Source organism: Methylobacterium oryzae (genome assembly GCF_036441375.1).
Taxonomy (GTDB): domain Bacteria; phylum Pseudomonadota; class Alphaproteobacteria; order Rhizobiales; family Beijerinckiaceae; genus Methylobacterium; species Methylobacterium oryzae_A.
Genome location: NZ_MLCA01000007.1, coordinates 184,328 through 200,187 on the forward strand (window position 1 = coordinate 184,328; position 15,860 = coordinate 200,187).

The following is a 15,860-nucleotide window of genomic DNA, read 5'->3' on the forward strand; positions in this document are numbered from 1 at the left end:
CATCGAGGATCTCCGATGTTCTCCTGCCGAAGCGGCGCGGCTCTTCCCCTGCGCGGAGCGGTCTTCGCCCTGGCCCTGGCCAGCGGTTTCGGGGCCTCGCCCCTCAGCGCCCGCGAGATGCCCGAGGCCGGCACGGCCGCCGCGGCGAAGAAGCCGAACGTCGTGATCCTCGCCACCGGCGGGACGATCGCGGGCGCCGGGGCGGACGCCGCCAACAGCGCCACCTACACGGCCGCCAAGGTGCCGGTCGACAAGCTGATCGCCGCCGTGCCGCAGGTGAACACCATCGCCAATGTGCGCGGCGAGCAGGTCTTCCAGATCGCCTCCGAGAGCTTCACCGACGCCCAGCTCGTCCAGCTCGGCAAGCGCGTATCCCAGCTCCTGAAGCAGGACGACGTCGACGGCGTCGTCGTCACGCACGGGACCGACACGCTGGAGGAGACCGCGTTCTTCCTCGATCTCGTGGTGAAGAGCGACAAGCCGATAGTCGTGGTCGGCTCGATGCGGCCGGGCACGGCGATCTCGGCCGACGGCGCCCTCAACCTGCTCGACGCCGTCACGGTCGCTGCCAGCAAGGAGGCGATCGGCCAGGGCGTCACCGTGACGATGAACGACTACATCCAGTGCGGCCGCGACGTGAACAAGCGGACCAACATCGTGCCCAGCGCCTTCTACAGCCAGTGGGGGCCGCTCGGCATGGTGGTCGAGGGCAAGACCTACTTCTTCCGCTCCCTGACGAAGCGGCACAACATGAGCTCCGAGTTCGACATCGACCAGATCGACAGCCTGCCGCTGGTCGGCATCGTCTACGGCTCGGGCAACATGATCCCGGGCGTGTACGACGCCGAGCTCCAGGCCGGCGCCAAGGCGATCGTCAACGCCGGCACCGGCAACGGCTCGGTGCCCGGCTACCTCGTCGACAAGCTCAAGGACATCCGCTCCAAGGGTGCCATCGTGATCCGCTCGTCGCGCGTGCCGGACGGATTCGTGCTGCGCAACGCCGAGCAGCCCGACGACAAGTACGACTGGGTGGTCGCCCACGACCTGAACCCCGCCAAGGCCAAGATCCTGGCGGCCGTGGCGCTCACCAAGACCAACGACACCAAGGAGCTGCAGCGCATCTTCTGGGAGTATTGAGGCCAGGGACGTGCTGGGTCTCTAAGGTTCGCCCCCATCCTGCAGCATGCCTCGAACGAGCGCTTCGAGGCGTGGCGACGTCGGGCGTCCGGGCAAAGGCGGGCGGTCACCGTCTTTGCGGGCGCGGCGAAGCACTCCAGGGTCGTGCTGCCCTGGGTCACTTCGCTCCGCTCGTGATGACGATGCGGGCGGCATCGGTCGAACGCGACAGCGACCGCGGCCTCGGACTTGGGGTTTCCTGAGCCGGCGGGCAGACCTCATGTCAGCGCCGGCGCCCGCCCCGGGTTACATCCCGCGGCGCACCCCTTAGATACCGGCCACCGACGCGGCCGCGCGGCCGATCCCGAACTGCGGCACCGGCCGCGCGCCCGTCGGCACCGAGCCTGGAGGAACGAGCATGACCGAGCTTCATCCCGAGGTCGCGGCGGTCACCGAGCGCGTCGTTTCGCGCTCCCGCGAGACCCGGCGCGCCTATCTCGACCTGATCGCCCGCGAGCGCGAGGCCGGAGTCCGGCGCGGCAAGCTCGCCTGCGGCAACCTCGCCCACGGCTTCGCGGCCTCCGGCGAGGACAAGGCGGCGATCCGCGACGAGCGGACGGTGATGAACATCGGCATCGTCACCGCCTACAACGACATGCTCTCGGCCCATCAGCCGTACGGGCGCTACCCGGAGCAGATCAAGCTGTTCGCCCGGGAGCGCGGCGCCACCGCGCAGGTCGCGGGCGGCACGCCGGCCATGTGCGACGGCGTCACGCAGGGGCAGAGCGGCATGGAGCTGTCGCTGTTCTCCCGGGACACGATCGCGCTCTCCACCGCGGTCGCGCTGAGCCACGGCATGTTCGACGGCGCGGCGCTGCTCGGCATCTGCGACAAGATCGTGCCGGGCCTGCTGATCGGGGCGCTGCGCTTCGGCCACCTGCCGACGATCCTGATCCCGGCCGGGCCCATGCCGTCGGGTCTCGCCAACAAGGAGAAGCAGCGGATCCGCCAGCTCTACGCCGAGGGCAAGGTCGGCCGGGCGGAGCTGCTCGAATCCGAGTCTGCCTCCTACCACGCGGCCGGGACCTGCACGTTCTACGGCACGGCCAACTCCAACCAGATGATGATGGACATGATGGGCCTGCACATGCCGGGCGCGTCCTTCATCAACCCCGGCACCAAGCTGCGCCAGGCCGTGACCCGGGCGGCGATCCACCGGCTCACCGAGATCGGCGGCGCCGGCAACGACTACCGGCCGCTCGGCCTGTGCGTCGACGAGAAGGCGATCGTGAACGCCGCGGTCGGCCTGCTCGCCACGGGCGGATCGACCAACCACGCGATTCACCTGCCGGCCATCGCGCGCGCGGCCGGCATCGTCATCGACTGGGAGGATATCGACCGCCTCTCCAGCGCCGTACCGCTGATCGCCCGCGTCTACCCGAACGGCGCCGGCGACGTGAACCACTTCCACGCCGCGGGCGGCATGAGCTTCGTGATGGCGGCGCTGCTCGACGCGGGCCTCCTGCACGACGACATCCTGACCGTGGCGGGCCAGTCGCTGCGCGACCACGCCCGCGACCCGAAGCTCGACGGCGAGGAGCTGGTCTTCGAGGACGCGGTGCCCGAGAGCCTCGACGACACGATGCTCCGCCGGCCCGGGAACCCGTTCCAGCCGGACGGCGGCATGCGGCTCGTGAAGGGCAATCTCGGCCGGGCGACGTTCAAGACCAGCGCCGTGGAGGAGCACCGCCGCACCATCGAGGCCCCGGCCCGGGTCTTCTCCGATCAGGACGAGGTGCTGAAGGCCTTCAAGGCCGGCGAGCTGGAGCGCGACGTCGTGGTCGTGGTCCGGTTCCAGGGCCCGAAGGCAAACGGCATGCCCGAGCTGCACAAGCTCACCCCGCCGCTCGGCGTGCTGCAGGATCGCGGCCACAAGGTCGCCCTGGTGACGGACGGGCGGATGTCGGGGGCGTCCGGCAAGGTCCCGGCCGCCATCCACCTGAGCCCCGAGGCGCTCGGCGGCGGCCCGATCGGGCGAATCCGCGACGGCGACGTCGTCCGCCTCAGCGCGGCCGACGGGCTGCTGCAGGTTCTGGTCGACGAGGCGGAATTCGCCGCCCGCCCCGAGGCCGAGGCGCCGGAGCCGGCGCAGGGCACCGGGCGGGAGCTGTTCGCGTTCATGCGCCAGGGGGCCGACACGGCGGAGCGGGGCGCCTCGGCGATGCTCGCCGCCGCCGGCCTCTGACCCTCGTACAGGAGTTGCCGACCATGAACGATCTGACCAGCATCGACGCGCTGATGCGCTCCGTGCCCGTCATTCCGGTCCTGGTGATCGACGACGTGGCCCAGGCGCGGCCCATAGCCGAGGCCCTGGTGAAGGGCGGGCTGACCGCCCTGGAGGTCACCCTGCGCACCCCGGCCGCCCTCGACGTGATCCGGGAGATGACCCGGGTCGAGGGCGCGGTCGTCGGTGCCGGGACGGTGCTCAACCCGCGCGATCTCGACAACGCCCTCGCGGCGGGCGCCGAATTCATCGTCTCGCCCGGCCTCACGGAGCCGCTGACCGACGCCGCCAAGGCCAACGGCGTGCCCTACCTGCCCGGCGTCGCCACGGCCGCCGACATCATGCGCGGCCTGGATCACGGGCTTGACCGGTTCAAGTTCTTCCCGGCCGAGGCCGCGGGCGGGATCAAGGCGCTGAAGGCCCACGCGGCGGTGTTCGGCGCGGTGCGGTTCTGCCCGACGGGCGGGATCACCGAGGCGACGGCCCCGGACTGGCTGGCGATCCCGTCGGTGCTGTGCGTCGGCGGCAGCTGGGTGGTGAAGCCCGGCGCTCCGGATCCGGCGGCCATCGAGCAGGCGGCCCGGGCCGCCGCGGGGCTGCGGAAGGCATCGTAAACCGCGTCGGCCGAGCGGCGAGGTTACGGGTACTGCTCCTCGGGGAGGCGATTCCCCCCGCGGGGCTACGACAGTCACGCATCGCCGGCGGACACCGCCGCCGGCCGCAAGTCGGGACGGGTCCCCTCTCCCGCACGGGAGAGGGGACCCGCGCTGCCGAGTGTGCCAGCCTGGATGAGTGATACGGGTTCCGCTCGAACGCTTCGATTGGGGCGTCCACCAGCGTCATCACGAGTGAAGCGACGTGAGCCAGGGCGGCGCGACCGCTGAGATCGGGGCGCCGACGGGTTTGCTTCGCTGCGCTCGCAATGACGCCGGTGGCGAACACATCGACCGGAACCGATAGAGGTGTCGCCCGCACAGCGGGAATCGGGAGAGGCGCGGGAAGTGGCTTGCCCTACTCCGCCGGAAGCGGCTGCCTCTGCACCCGCGGGACGAACACGCCGCTCTCCGGCTCGAGCGTGATGCGCCGGTCGTGGAAGGCGTGCAGCGTCGAGCGGTGGCCGATCGACACGATCGTCGTGCCGGGAAGCTGCTCGCGCAGCATCCGGTAGAGCGCCGCCTCGGAGGGCTCGTCGAGCGAGGCCGTCGCCTCGTCGAGGAACAGCCATTCGGGCTTCGCCAGCAGCGCGCGGGCAATGGCGAGCCGCTGCTGCTCGCCCCCCGACAGCCGCCGCTCCCAGGTGTCGCTCTCGTCGAGATGGTCGACCAAGTGGGCGAGCTGGGCAGACGTCAGGGCGGCCTTGATCGCCGCGTCCGAGAACTGGTCGGTGGTGTTCGGGTACACCACGGCGCCGCGCAGCGTGCCCTGCGGGATGTAGGGCCGCTGCGGCAGCAGCAGGGCAGATTGTCCGGCGGGCACGTCGACCCGGCCCTTGCCGAAGGGCCAGATCCCCGCGATCGCCCGGAACAGGGTCGACTTGCCCGAGCCGGAGGGACCGGTGACCAGGGTGGCGCCGCCGCGCGGCAGGGTCAGCGCGTCGGCGGTGACGATCGGCCGCCCGTTCGGCAGGGCGAGGACCAGATCGCGCGCGGTGACGTCGCCGGTGCTCTCGTTGCCCTGGACCAGCCCGTAGCCCGCCGCCTCCAGCGCCTCGGCCTTGGTCATGGCCCGGCGGAAGGAGCCGAGACGGATGGTGTTAGCCTTGTAGGCCGCCAGCGTCGTGTAGGAGTCGACGAAGAACGACAGCGAGCTCTGCACCTGCCCGAAGGCCTGGGAAGTCTGCTGGAGCGCGCCCAGCGTGATCTTCTTGGCGAAGAAGGACGGGGCCGCCAGCACCATCGGGAAGATCACGCTCGCCTGCCGGTAGCTGAACGTGAAGGCGATCAGCTTGATGCGCCGGAAGATGATCCCGACGTAGTTGTCGATGACGCTGTGGAACAGCGTCGCGAGCCGCGAGGCCTCCGCCCGCTCGCCGCGCAGCAGGGCGATCTGCTCCGAGTAGATGCGGTTCCGGGCCAGCGCGAAGCGGAAATTCGCCTCGACCTGCTCCTGCCGGAAGTCGAGCCCGATCAGCGGCCGGCCGATGAGGTGGGTGAGCCACGTGCCGACCACCGCGTAGGCGATCACCAGCCAGACCAGGAAGCCCGGGATGACCGTGTCGGTGAACGGCACCACGAAGTCGCGCGACAGGGTCCAGAGGATGACCATGAACGACACGAGCTGCGCGGCCTGGCTGAGGAGCCGGATCGACAGCGTCGTGGTCTGCACGATGAAGCTGTTGACGTCGGCCTGGATGCGCTGATCCGGGTTGTCCGCCTCCTCGTCGGTGAACGGGATCCGGTAATGCGTGCCGTTGCCGAGCCAGCGCTCGTACAGGCTGTGGGTCAGCCACGTGCGCCAACGGATCAGCAGCGAGGAATCCACGAACAGGTCGAACATGCCGATGGCGATGTTCAGCGTGGCTAGGGGGACGAACACCCAGAGGAGCTGGTACCAGAAAGCGCTCGCGTTGTATTCCTGGAGCGAGTTGTAGATGTCGCGGTAGAAGAAATTGAACCGCAGCGTCAGCGCCACATCGGCGAAGTTCACGAAGATCGAGAGCGCCACGAGGTTGCGGCCGATCCGTCCTTCGGTGGTGCCGAACCAGCGGAACAGGCCGATCTCCTTCGTCGGCTTGTCGCGATTGGCGAAATACGGGTCGGCGATGTTGGTGATCGCGCGGATCGGCTCGAGATACGAGATGCCGAGCACGATGGCGGCGAAAACCACCGCGCCGGTGGCGGCGAAGGCGGGCGGGAGCAGCGCCGCGATCACGGGCGGCAGCAGCCCCATGGCGGCGATCGTCTTCGATCCGGCGAGCAGCAGGTAGCCGACGCCGTAGACCGAGACGAAGACCTTCAGGTAGGCCGAGATGCCGTTCGCGGCGATCAGGATGCCCGCCATGGCGAAGCCGGCGAGGGAGACGTAGAGCGGCGGGCTCGGGATTCCGGGAAACGCCAGCAGGATCAGCGCGGCCAGGGCCGTGAGCACGGCCTGGATGCCCAGTCCGGTCCTGAGTGCTGCCACCGTCGATCCCCCATCCGTGCGCGCCCGCCCAGGACGCCGCCGGCGGCCTTGGCCCCGGCAGATGGCCAGATAGTGGCACTGTGCCCGCGCTGTCGCGTGAAACTTTGGTCACGTTCCGGCGGTGCGGCGATTTACGCGGGCGGTGCGGCTACCAGTTCCACTCCTCGAAGCCGGGTTCGCGGCAATGGTAGCCGATCGGGCATTGCGGGTTGTCCCGCGTCGGTGCGAAGCGCAGCTCGGCGATCTCCGAGCCGCTGCACTGACCGGGATTGCTGACGAAGCGCTCCGGTGCCCCCCCCGCGGCGATGATGACGTCGCCCTCGTTCTTCACCAGAGCCATCGCCTCCGAGCAGGTCATGCGGGCCGTCATCGAGCCGCGCGGCGGCCGAGACTGCGCACGGGCCTCCAGCCCGGCCGCGACGGCAGCGAGGTGGGTGAACAGCAAAGCGAGGGCCAACGGCCTCATCGGGCACGGATTCCGGTACGCACCCGGGAAGAAAGCCCGCGGGTCTGGCACCATCCTGCACAAGCAGGCCGTCCGAGACTGTCACCGGAATGCGCCACCAGGCTGCTTTCGCCGTCGGACCGCCGCAATCGGCGGATTAGGAGATTCCGGGATTGCCGAAAGCAGCTGTAGATTTGTGATCGTGGACGCCTGCGCGGGCGGCCCCGGCACGACGGCGCGACCGGCCCTCCGGCACGCGTCTCCGGCGCCCCGCGTGCCGGCCGACCGGCGCCGGAGCCAAGGGACCCAGCGATGTCCGCTCTCTCGATCCTCGACATCTCCGCCGTGCGCGCCGCGCCGGTATCCCGCGAGCCCTACGCGTACACGCTCGGCAGCAACGTCCTGAATCCCGACGCGATCGACGACATCCGGCGCGACTTCCCGGACATCGCCAAGCCCGGCTACCTCACCGTGGATGAGGTCGCCCTGAAGGGACGTTTCAAGGCGCTGATCGACGAGCTGGAGAGCGACGCCTTCTCCGAGATCCTCGGAGAGAAGTTCGGCATCGACCTCGTGTCCTGCCCGCGGCTGACCACGATCATGCGCCGCAGCCAGCTGAAATACGGCTCGATCCACACGGACGGCCCATCGAAGGTGCTCACCCTGCTCGTCTATATGAACGATGCCTGGGATGCCCCGGCCGCCGGCCGACTGCGGGTGCTCTACGACGGCCGCAACTACGAGCCGTTCGCGGTGGAGGTCCCGCCGACCATGGGCACGATGTTCGCGTTCCTGCGGGCCGACAATTCCTGGCACGGCCACGAGCCCTTCGAGGGCGAGCGCCGCGTGGTGCAGGTCGCGTGGCTCAAGGACGCCTCGGAGCTGGAGCGCAAGCGCAAGCGCAACCGCACGGCGCAGTTCCTGAAGGGCATCTTCGGCCGCTGATCGGACGAGAGGGGGGCGGACCATGGGGGCGGTGGTGCTGGCGGATCCGGGCGACGGGGCGCGTTCCGGCTCCTGGCGTCGCCTCGCCTTGCCGACGCTCCTCATCCTCGGCTGGGTGGGCCTGTTCGCCTACAGCGCCGCCTACCTGACCGAGGATCTGCCGTTCCGCCCGTCGATGCCGGAAGCGAGCCCCTCCGCGGCGGGGTCCGCCGGCCCCCGCGCCGCGCGCCGCGTCGTGACGCTCGACGAGCCCGACCCACTCGCGCTCCCGGCGGAGCCGCCCGGCCAGACCGCCATGGCGGCCCCGACGGCCCCGTCGCTGCCGCAGACGGCCGCCGTCACGGCGAATGCCCGGCCGGCGCCCGTCGCCGCCGCAACCGCGGCCGAGTATGTGGGTGTCTGGGGCCCGACACCCGAGGCCTGCGGGGCCCGGTCGCGGCGCCGGGGCTACATCCCGGCCACGATCACGCAGGACCGCGCCCGCGCGGGCCGCACGCTCTGCCTCTTCCACGACGTGCGGCGGAGCGGCACCGCCTGGGTCACCGCCGCCGAGTGCAGCGATCGCGGCCGCCGCTGGTCGTCGCAGGTCCGCCTGCAGGTGGACGGCGAGCGTCTGACCTGGTCGAGCAGCCGCGGGACGTCGACCTATATCCGCTGCGGCCGCCGCGCCGGCTGAGCGGCGCCGTCACGCCGCCGGATCCGGCCCCGCTCCCTCGGCCGCGCGCAGGACGATCCGCGCCGCGGCCCGGCTCGGCGTGTCCTCCGCGGCGAGCCGCATCCGCCCGTCGATCCGTCCGAGGGCGGCGAGCTGGACGTCGCGGCCGGCCCCGCCGGCCAGGAGCGGCCGCAGGGCGCTCGCGAGGCGCTCCGGAGTGCAATCGGCCTGGACGAATTCCGGCATCGCGTTCTCGGCGAGGATCAGGTTCGGCAGCACGATGCTCGGGACCTGGATCAGCCGGCGGGCGATGAGCTCTTCCGCCCGCGAGACCTTGTAGGCGACGACCATCGGGACGCCCGCGAGCGCCAGCTCCAGCGTGACCGTGCCGGAGGCGGCGAGCGCCGCCCGGGCCTCGCGGAAGGCGGCGTATTTCGGCGCCTCGCCGGTCACGATGCGGGCGGGCACCGCCCAGCCTCCGGCGAGCCGCTCGATCAAGGCCCTGTGACGGGTCACGGCGGGCAGCACCGCCTCCACCGGAATGCTCTCCGCCACGCGTGCAAGCGCCGCACCGAAGACCGGCATCAGCCGCTCAATCTCGGAGCGGCGGGAGCCGGGCAGGACCACAAGGCTGTAGGGAACGGCGTCGCGTCGCCCCTGCTCGGCCTCGGTGGGCCGCAATTCCGGGAGCCGCTCGATCAGCGGGTGCCCGACATAGGTGCAGGGGGGGCCGCCGAGTCGGAGATGCGCGTCGGGCTCGAAGGGGAGCAGGGCCAGAACGTGGTCGATGAACGGTCGCATGCCCTTCGCGCGCCAGGGCCGCCACGCCCAGACGCTCGGGGACACGTAGTCGATGATCGGGATGCCGGGGGCCGCCTTGCGCACCCGCCGCGCCACCGCGTGGGTGAAGCCCGGGCTGTCGATGATCACCAGCACGTCGGGACGGGCGCGGATCGCCGCCGCCACGGTCTCGCGGATGCGCCGAAGCAGGGTCCGGGCGCGGGCGAGGACCGGCAGGTAGCCCATCACCGCGACGTCATCGAGGGGGAACAGGGACGCGAACCCCGCCTCCGCCATGGCCTCACCGCCGACGCCGCCGAAGACGGTGTCGGGCGCGGCCTCGCGCAGGGCGCGCATCAGCTTGGCGCCGAGCTGATCGCCGGAATCCTCGCCGGCCACGAGCCAGATGGTCCGGGGCCGGCCGGTCACGGCGCTCCTCCGTAGCCGACCACGAAGAGGCCGAGGCGGTCGGCCTCGGCGGCCGTGGCCGTGCGGTCGATGACCAGGGTCCCGCCGGCCTCGAGGGCGAGGCCGACGCAGCCCGCCCGGGCCGCGTTGCGCACGGTCCGCGGACCGATGGCCGGGAGGTCGATGCGACGGTCCTGGCCGACTTTCGGGGCCTTCACCAGCACGGTGGCGGGCATCGCCCGGCCGAACCCGAACGGGCGGCGTCCCAGGGCCCGCGCCCGGGCGAGCATGCGGTCCGTGCCCTCCGGTCCCTCGACCGCGAGGATCCTGTCCCCGGCCAGAACCACCGCCTGCCCCAGGTCGTAGGGCGAGAGGGCGTCCAGGACGCCGCGCCCGGTGCGGATCGCGGCGACCGCCTCGGAGTCCGGGGCCCGGCGCCCGAGGGGACCGTGCGGGCAGAGCAGGTCCGGCGCGGCCTCGTGGACGCCGACGACCCGGTGGCCCTCCTCCTCGACCAGCGTGACGGCGGCCCGCAGGAGGCGGTCGTCCCCCCCGCCGGCGATCGCCCGCAGGGCCTCGCGGTTGCGCAGGGCGGCCCCGGCATTCAGGATCGCGGCCGGGCTCGGGCGGGAGACGCCGCCGGCCGGCACCACGACCGCCGGACCCCAGCGCCGCAGCAGTTTTAGAGTGGCGGCGAGATCGAGGAGGTCGACCGTGGCGTCGGCCCCGGCTCGCAGGGCCGGCCCGGTGAAGCCGCGCAGCGCGATCACCCGGAACGGCCGGCGTGCCCGGCGGAGCGACTCGGCGACGAGTTCCGGAAGGCGCCCTGCCCCGGCGATCAGGACCAGGGCGCCCTCGGGTGCGGGATCGACCTCGGTCACGGTCCGGCCGCTCAGGCGGCGCTGATCGGAGTCGGGATCTCGCGCGGCGTGCAGATCGAGCGCTTGCCGCCGAGGCGGATGAAGTCGAGGATCTCGCGGACCGCCGTGTGGGATTCGAAGGTCGCGGCCACGTCCTCCACCCGCTCCATCAGCGTGCCCTCGGGGGCGAAGAGCAGGCGGTAGGCGCGCCGCAGCGCGTGGATGTCCTCGCGGGCGAAGCCGCGGCGCTGCAGCCCGATGATGTTGAGGCCCGACAGGTAGGCCCGGTTTCCGAGCACCATGCCGTAGGGGATGCAGTCGTTCTCGAGGCCGGACAGGCCGCCCACGAAGGCGTGCGCACCGACCCGCGCGAACTGGATCACGGCGGCGCCGCCGCCCAGGATCGCGTAGTCGCCGACGCTGCAATGGCCCGCCAGCATGACGTTGTTGGAGAAGATCACGTGGGCGCCGACCCGGCAATCGTGCCCGACATGCGAGTTGGCCAGGAAGGTGCAGTGATCGCCGACCACGGTCTCCAGGCCGCCGCCACTGGTGCCGGGATTCATGGTGACGCCCTCGCGGATCAGGCAGTCGGCGCCGATCGTCAGGGTCGAGGGCTCGCCCCGGTACTTCAGGTCCTGCGGCTGGTGACCGATCGACGCGAAGGGGAAGATCCGGGTGCGGGGGCCGATCGTGGTGCGGCCGGCCAGCACCACGTGGCTGACGAGTTCGCAGTCCGGGCCGAGCACGACCTCGGGCCCGACATGGCAGAACGGGCCGATCCGGGCCCCGTCGCCGATCCGGGCGCCCGACTCGATCACGGCGCTCGGGTGGATGAAGGGCGCGGTCACTCCGTCACCAGCATGGCGCTGATCTCGGCCTCGGCGACCAGCGTGCCGTCGACCCGGGCCTCGCCGCGGAACCACCACATGGTCCGGCGCTGGTTCAGCTTCGTCATGTGGAAGCGCACCTGATCGCCCGGCGTGACGGGCTTGCGGAACTTGCACTTGTCGATGGTCATGAAGAACACCTGCTTGGTGTTCCGCCCATCCGCCCGGATGTGGCGGCAGCAGATGGCGCCCGCCGTCTGCGCCATGCCCTCGATCAGGAGCACGCCCGGGAAGACCGGCATGTCCGGGAAGTGGCCCATGAATTGCGGCTCGTTCGCCGTGACGTTCTTGATGCCGACGCAGGACTCGTCCCGGTCGATCTCGACGATGCGGTCCACCATCAGGAACGGGTAGCGGTGCGGCAGCAGCTCCAGCAGCGTCTGGATATCGGCTGTACCCAGCTCGGTGCCTGTCTCGCGCGCCGCCTCACTCATCGAAATCCGCACCTCGACTTGCCGCATTCGGCGGCCCGCAATCCGGCCGCCCTCGGCGCACCGACCGCCCTCTTCGGAAGAAATCGCCGGAAGCGCAAGGCCTTCCCGGTCAGGCGTCGTCGTCGGCGGTGTCCTTGACCGAGCGCTCGGCGAGGCGCGCGAGCGTCGTCAGCTCGCGGAACCACGCCCGCACCGGCTTGGCCGGCGTCCCGCCCCAGCGGCTGCCCGGCGGCACGTCGCGGTTGACGTTGGACGACCCGGCGATCTGCGCGCCGCGGCCGATGCGCAGGTGGCCGACGACGCCGACCTGCCCGCCGAGGACGACGTAATCCTCCAGCGTGGTCGAGCCCGAGATGCCGACCCCCGACACGATGACGCAGTGGCGCCCGATCACGACGTTGTGGGCGATCTGCACGAGGTTGTCGATCTTGGTGCCCTCCCCGATCACCGTGTCGCGCGAGGCGCCCCGGTCGACCGTGGTGTTGGCGCCGATCTCGACATCGTCCTGAACGATGACCCGCCCGACCTGGGGTACCTTGAGGTGGGTGACCCCCATGGCGAAGCCGAACCCGTCCTGGCCGAGCCGGGCACCGGGATGGAGGATCACCCGGTTCCCGAGGAGCGCGTGGCTCAGCGTCGTGCCGGCACCGATGGCGCAGTCACGCCCGATGCGGACGCCCGGGCCGATCACGGCGTTCGGCCCGATTACCGTGCCGGCGCCGATCTCGGCCCCCGGCCCGATCACCGCGCCGGGATCGACCGTGACGCCGTCCTCGAGCCGGGCCTCGGGGTGGACGTGGGCGCCGGAGGCGACGCCGCGGACGGCGAACTGGGAGCCGGGACGCAGGGCGTCCGGATGGAGTCGGCCGAGCAGGGCCGCGTAGGCGCGGTAGGGATCGCGGCTGACGAGGGCGACGGTCCCGGCGGGGCAGCGCGCCGCGAAGCGGGGGGAGACGAGGCACACCCCCGCCCGCGTCGCCGCGAGGGCGTCGCCGTAGCGGGCGTTGTCCATGTAGGCGAGATGGTCCGGACCGGCGCTCTCCAGGGAGGCCGCGCCGCCGAACCGGCGATCCGGATCCGCCCCCTCGGGGAGGCCGGTGCCGGCGGCCGCCGCGATCTCGGCCAGGGTGAGGCCGGTGGCGGCGGCGAAGAAAATGGGATCTGACATGTTGGACAACGCGCCGGCCGGGACAATCCGGCCGGCGCGCGGGATTTTTATCAGAAGCGCGAGCCGCCGGAGAAGCGGAACGCCTGGACCTGATCCGCGCCGATATGGCCGTACTTGCCGAGGATCGGGACGAACACCTTCTGACCCTCGTCCTTGGACAGAGCGTAGGCGTAGTCGAACCGGATCGGGCCGAGCGGCGAGTTCCACAGGATGGACGCGCCGATCGAGGAGCGGATCGCCGCCGTGTCGCGGACGTTCACGCATTCCGGCTCCACGCCGATCGTGAAGGCGTTGAAGTTGCACTTCCCGGTCGTCGGCGAGATGCCGTTGATGAAGGCGTCGCCGTTCACGTTGAAGTTCCGCTGGCCGTGATAGCCGAACAGCGTGCCGGCATCGGCGAAGAGCGCGCCCTTCAGGCCCAGATCGCGCGGAACGAGGGGCAGCGGGAACTGAACTTCGAGGGTGCCGCCGACATAGGTCGAGCCGCCGATCGCGTTCGAGCGGGCGTCGGCGATACCGACGTCGCGCGGGCCGATGCCGTTCGGCGCGAAGCCGCGGACCAGCGACGGGCCGAGGAAGAACTGATCGGTCACCCGCAGCGGGTCGTTGTTGAGCGACGAGATGTGGCCGCCCTGGAAGCGGATGAAGCCGACCACGTCCTCGAAGATCTCCTTGTAGTACCGCGCGTCGGCGGTCACGCGGAAGAACTTCGAGTCGCCGCCCAGGCCCGCCACGTCGGGCTTCAGCTCGGCGTAGAGGCCGTTGCGGGGCGCACCGATAACGTCGAGGGTCGAGTAGGCGAGCGTCAGGCCGGCCAGCGAGGTCAGGGTGTTGCCCTGCGAGCCCTTGATGGCGATGGAGGCTTCGCCGTCATACGCGCAGTTCGGGTAGATCGACTGGCCGCCGATGTTCCGGCCCGTATTCGGGTCGATCGTTCCGGCCGCGTAGGTGGCGGTGTAGCCCGGGATCGGGATCGAGCAGTCGTTATACGGCCGCTTGAGGGTGTTCGGCACCTTCAGCTCGGTGTTGTACAGCGAGTAGCGCAGCGTGATGCCGAACTCCTCGGTGATCGGCAGGCCGAGGCGCAGCTGACCGCCGTAGACCGTGGTCTCGTAGCGCGAGTACCGGGTCAGGTCGGAGTACTTGTAGAAGGCATCGAAGCCCGCCGCGAGGCGGTAGCCGAGGAAGTACGGCTCGGTGAACGAGAAGTCGACGCCGCGCGAGTACTGGCCGCCCGTGCCGGCGAGGCGGACGTACTGGCCGCGGCCGAGGAAGTTCGACTCGGAGACCGAGACCTCGCCGATGATGCCGTCCTGGGTGGAGTAGCCGCCAGCCACCGAGAACGAGCCCGTGGGCTGATCCTCAACGTCGATGTTGATGACCACGCGGTCCGGGGCGGAGCCCGGCTCGTTGGAGAAGCGGACCTTCTTGAAGAAGCCCAGGCCGTTCAGGCGCCGCTCGGCGCGGTCCGTCAGCACGCGGTTGTAGGCATCGCCCTCCGCGATATCGAGCTCGCGGCGGATGACGTAGTCGCGCGTGCGGGTGTTGCCGCGGATGTTGATGCGCTCGACGTAGACGTGCGGGCCGTCCTCGACCACGAAGCCCAGGGAGACCTGGTGGCTGGCCGGGTCGCGCTGGCCGGTCGGGCGGACCTGCGCGAACGGGTAGCCGGCGCGGTTGACCTCGCGGGTGACGTTGTTGAGCGTCTTCTCGACGTCGTCGGCGTTGTAGATGTCGCCCACGGAGGTCGCGATGTCGGTGTCGAGCTTCGTGGTGTCGAGGCCCGGCAGGCGCGAATCCACCTGGACGGCGCCGACCTTGTACTGCTCGCCCTCGTTCACCGTGACGGTGATGACGTAGCCGGACTTCTCGCCCTCGACGTAGCGCGCGTCGGCGCTGACCACCTGGAAGTCGGCGTAGCCGTTCTTCAGGTAGTAGCGGCGGACCTGGTCGAGGTCGTTGGTGATGCGGTCGGGATCGTAGACGTCGGAGGTCTTGATGAACGACAGGAAGTTCATCTCCGAGGAGCTCATCAGCCCCTTCAGCGTCCGCTCCGAGTAGGCGTTGTTGCCGACGAAGTTGATCGAGAGGATGCCGGTCTTGTCGCCCTCGTCGATCTGGTAGATCACGTCGACGCGGCCGTTGGGCAGGTCGACGGTCCGGTAGGTCACCTTGGCGGTGCCGCGGCCGAAGCGCTTGTAGACGTCGCGGATGCGCGCGAGGTCGGCGTTGATGATCGCCTCGCTGTACGGCCCGCGGGCCTTGGCCTCGACGACGCCTTCCAGGGTAGCCTTCTCGATCTTCTTGTTGCCCTCGAAGACAACGCGGTTGATCAGGTTGTTCTCGCGGACGGTCACCACCGTGCGTCCGCCCGACTGGGCGACCTTCACGTCGGAGAACATCCCGCTGGCGAGCAGGTTGCGGCGGGCCTCCTCGGCGGAGCCGGACGCGGTCCCGGTCACGTAGGACCGGATCGTGTCGGCATCGACGCGCTGGTTGCCCTGGACGACGATCTGCTGCGCCTGGGCAGCCCCGCTCAGGACGACACCCAGACCGGCAGTGACTAGGACGATGGTTTTCCGCACCGACTTACGTCGGGGCTTCCCCGTCAACGACATCATGCAATCGCCCGTTTCTGTTCTGGTCGCGGGGGTTAGCCCGTCACAGGCGACCGTTGATCGGCCGTCCCGTCACCTGGTCCAAGCGTGGCTTCGGTCCAAGCGTAGCTCTTAGCGGGATTCCCCTGCCAAGC

General features: G+C 70.6%; 13 protein-coding genes. 5 read left to right on the plus strand and 8 right to left on the minus strand.

The genetic code is table 11. The annotated features are described in order from the left end of the window. Positions 1–15 precede the first annotated feature (15 nt). The 3 genes from MOTC310_RS15110 to eda all read left to right on the plus strand — a co-directional run bounded on the left by MOTC310_RS15110 (position 16) and on the right by eda (position 4,014). Complete coding sequence (locus MOTC310_RS15110; protein ID WP_331291109.1) at positions 16–1,137, plus strand: asparaginase; 1,122 nt, start codon at positions 16–18, stop codon at positions 1,135–1,137. A gap of 397 nt (positions 1,138–1,534) precedes the next feature. Continuing rightward, the gene (gene edd / locus MOTC310_RS15115) at positions 1,535–3,361 is read left to right on the plus strand and encodes a phosphogluconate dehydratase (RefSeq protein WP_331302363.1); all 1,827 of its coding nucleotides are present in this window, start codon (positions 1,535–1,537) and stop codon (positions 3,359–3,361) included. Positions 3,362–3,384: 23 nt separating this feature from the next. Further along, positions 3,385–4,014 carry a bifunctional 4-hydroxy-2-oxoglutarate aldolase/2-dehydro-3-deoxy-phosphogluconate aldolase gene (gene eda, locus MOTC310_RS15120; RefSeq protein ID WP_331291107.1) on the plus strand — a complete coding sequence of 210 codons (630 nt, stop codon included), beginning with the start codon at positions 3,385–3,387 and terminating at the stop codon, positions 4,012–4,014. 397 nt (positions 4,015–4,411) lie between these two features. On the opposite strand, the gene MOTC310_RS15125 is transcribed toward eda, so the two are convergent. Further along, the gene (locus tag MOTC310_RS15125) at positions 4,412–6,523 is read right to left on the minus strand and encodes an ABC transporter ATP-binding protein/permease (protein WP_331302364.1); all 2,112 of its coding nucleotides are present in this window, start codon (positions 6,521–6,523) and stop codon (positions 4,412–4,414) included. Positions 6,524–6,671: 148 nt separating this feature from the next. Continuing rightward, a complete protein-coding gene (locus tag MOTC310_RS15130; protein ID WP_331302365.1) occupies positions 6,672–6,989 on the minus strand; it encodes a hypothetical protein in 318 nt (105 codons plus the stop codon). Positions 6,990–7,280: 291 nt separating this feature from the next. Between MOTC310_RS15130 and MOTC310_RS15135 the strand changes: the two genes are divergently transcribed. Continuing rightward, positions 7,281–7,913 (plus strand): 2OG-Fe(II) oxygenase, encoded by a 633-nt coding sequence (locus MOTC310_RS15135; RefSeq protein ID WP_331291104.1) that lies wholly within the window; start codon positions 7,281–7,283, stop codon positions 7,911–7,913. A 22-nt stretch (positions 7,914–7,935) separates the two neighbouring features. After that, positions 7,936–8,589: a peptidase inhibitor family I36 protein gene (locus MOTC310_RS15140; protein WP_331302366.1), complete on the plus strand. Its 654-nt coding sequence runs from the start codon at positions 7,936–7,938 to the stop codon at positions 8,587–8,589. 9 nt (positions 8,590–8,598) lie between these two features. On the opposite strand, the gene lpxB is transcribed toward MOTC310_RS15140, so the two are convergent. The 6 genes from lpxB to bamA form a co-directional block, all read right to left on the minus strand. Continuing rightward, on the minus strand, positions 8,599–9,777 hold the full coding sequence (gene lpxB / locus MOTC310_RS15145; protein ID WP_331302367.1) for a lipid-A-disaccharide synthase: 1,179 nt from the start codon (positions 9,775–9,777) through the stop codon (positions 8,599–8,601). Further along, positions 9,774–10,637: an LpxI family protein gene (locus MOTC310_RS15150; RefSeq protein WP_331302368.1), complete on the minus strand. Its 864-nt coding sequence runs from the start codon at positions 10,635–10,637 to the stop codon at positions 9,774–9,776. Before MOTC310_RS15150 ends, lpxB begins: the two co-directional genes overlap by 4 nt. Before the next feature lie 11 nt (positions 10,638–10,648). Beyond that, positions 10,649–11,467, minus strand: a complete 819-nt coding sequence (lpxA, locus tag MOTC310_RS15155) for an acyl-ACP--UDP-N-acetylglucosamine O-acyltransferase (protein ID WP_331302369.1) — start codon at positions 11,465–11,467, stop codon at positions 10,649–10,651. After that, positions 11,464–11,940, minus strand: coding sequence for a 3-hydroxyacyl-ACP dehydratase FabZ (gene fabZ / locus MOTC310_RS15160; RefSeq protein WP_012320377.1), 477 nt, complete (start codon positions 11,938–11,940; stop codon positions 11,464–11,466). The genes lpxA and fabZ overlap by 4 nt, the downstream gene beginning before the upstream one ends. Before the next feature lie 109 nt (positions 11,941–12,049). Further along, positions 12,050–13,108: a UDP-3-O-(3-hydroxymyristoyl)glucosamine N-acyltransferase gene (gene lpxD, locus MOTC310_RS15165; protein ID WP_331302370.1), complete on the minus strand. Its 1,059-nt coding sequence runs from the start codon at positions 13,106–13,108 to the stop codon at positions 12,050–12,052. 50 nt (positions 13,109–13,158) lie between these two features. Beyond that, positions 13,159–15,729 (minus strand): outer membrane protein assembly factor BamA, encoded by a 2,571-nt coding sequence (bamA, locus tag MOTC310_RS15170; RefSeq protein WP_331302371.1) that lies wholly within the window; start codon positions 15,727–15,729, stop codon positions 13,159–13,161. Between the last annotated feature and the right edge of the window lie 131 nt (positions 15,730–15,860).

Excerpts from the sequence above, each read along its gene's own strand:
- MOTC310_RS15135 (WP_331291104.1), top strand. The coding sequence starts at position 7,281 with ATGTCCGCTCTCTCGATCCTCGACATCTCCGCCGTGCGCGCCGCGCCG.
- MOTC310_RS15130 (WP_331302365.1), bottom strand. The coding sequence starts at position 6,989 with ATGAGGCCGTTGGCCCTCGCTTTGCTGTTCACCCACCTCGCTGCCGTC.
- MOTC310_RS15140 (WP_331302366.1), top strand. The coding sequence starts at position 7,936 with ATGGGGGCGGTGGTGCTGGCGGATCCGGGCGACGGGGCGCGTTCCGGC.
- lpxD (WP_331302370.1), bottom strand. The coding sequence starts at position 13,108 with ATGTCAGATCCCATTTTCTTCGCCGCCGCCACCGGCCTCACCCTGGCC.
- eda (WP_331291107.1), top strand. The coding sequence starts at position 3,385 with ATGAACGATCTGACCAGCATCGACGCGCTGATGCGCTCCGTGCCCGTC.
- edd (WP_331302363.1), top strand. The coding sequence starts at position 1,535 with ATGACCGAGCTTCATCCCGAGGTCGCGGCGGTCACCGAGCGCGTCGTT.
- fabZ (WP_012320377.1), bottom strand. The coding sequence starts at position 11,940 with ATGAGTGAGGCGGCGCGCGAGACAGGCACCGAGCTGGGTACAGCCGAT.
- MOTC310_RS15110 (WP_331291109.1), top strand. The coding sequence starts at position 16 with ATGTTCTCCTGCCGAAGCGGCGCGGCTCTTCCCCTGCGCGGAGCGGTC.
- bamA (WP_331302371.1), bottom strand. The coding sequence starts at position 15,729 with ATGATGTCGTTGACGGGGAAGCCCCGACGTAAGTCGGTGCGGAAAACC.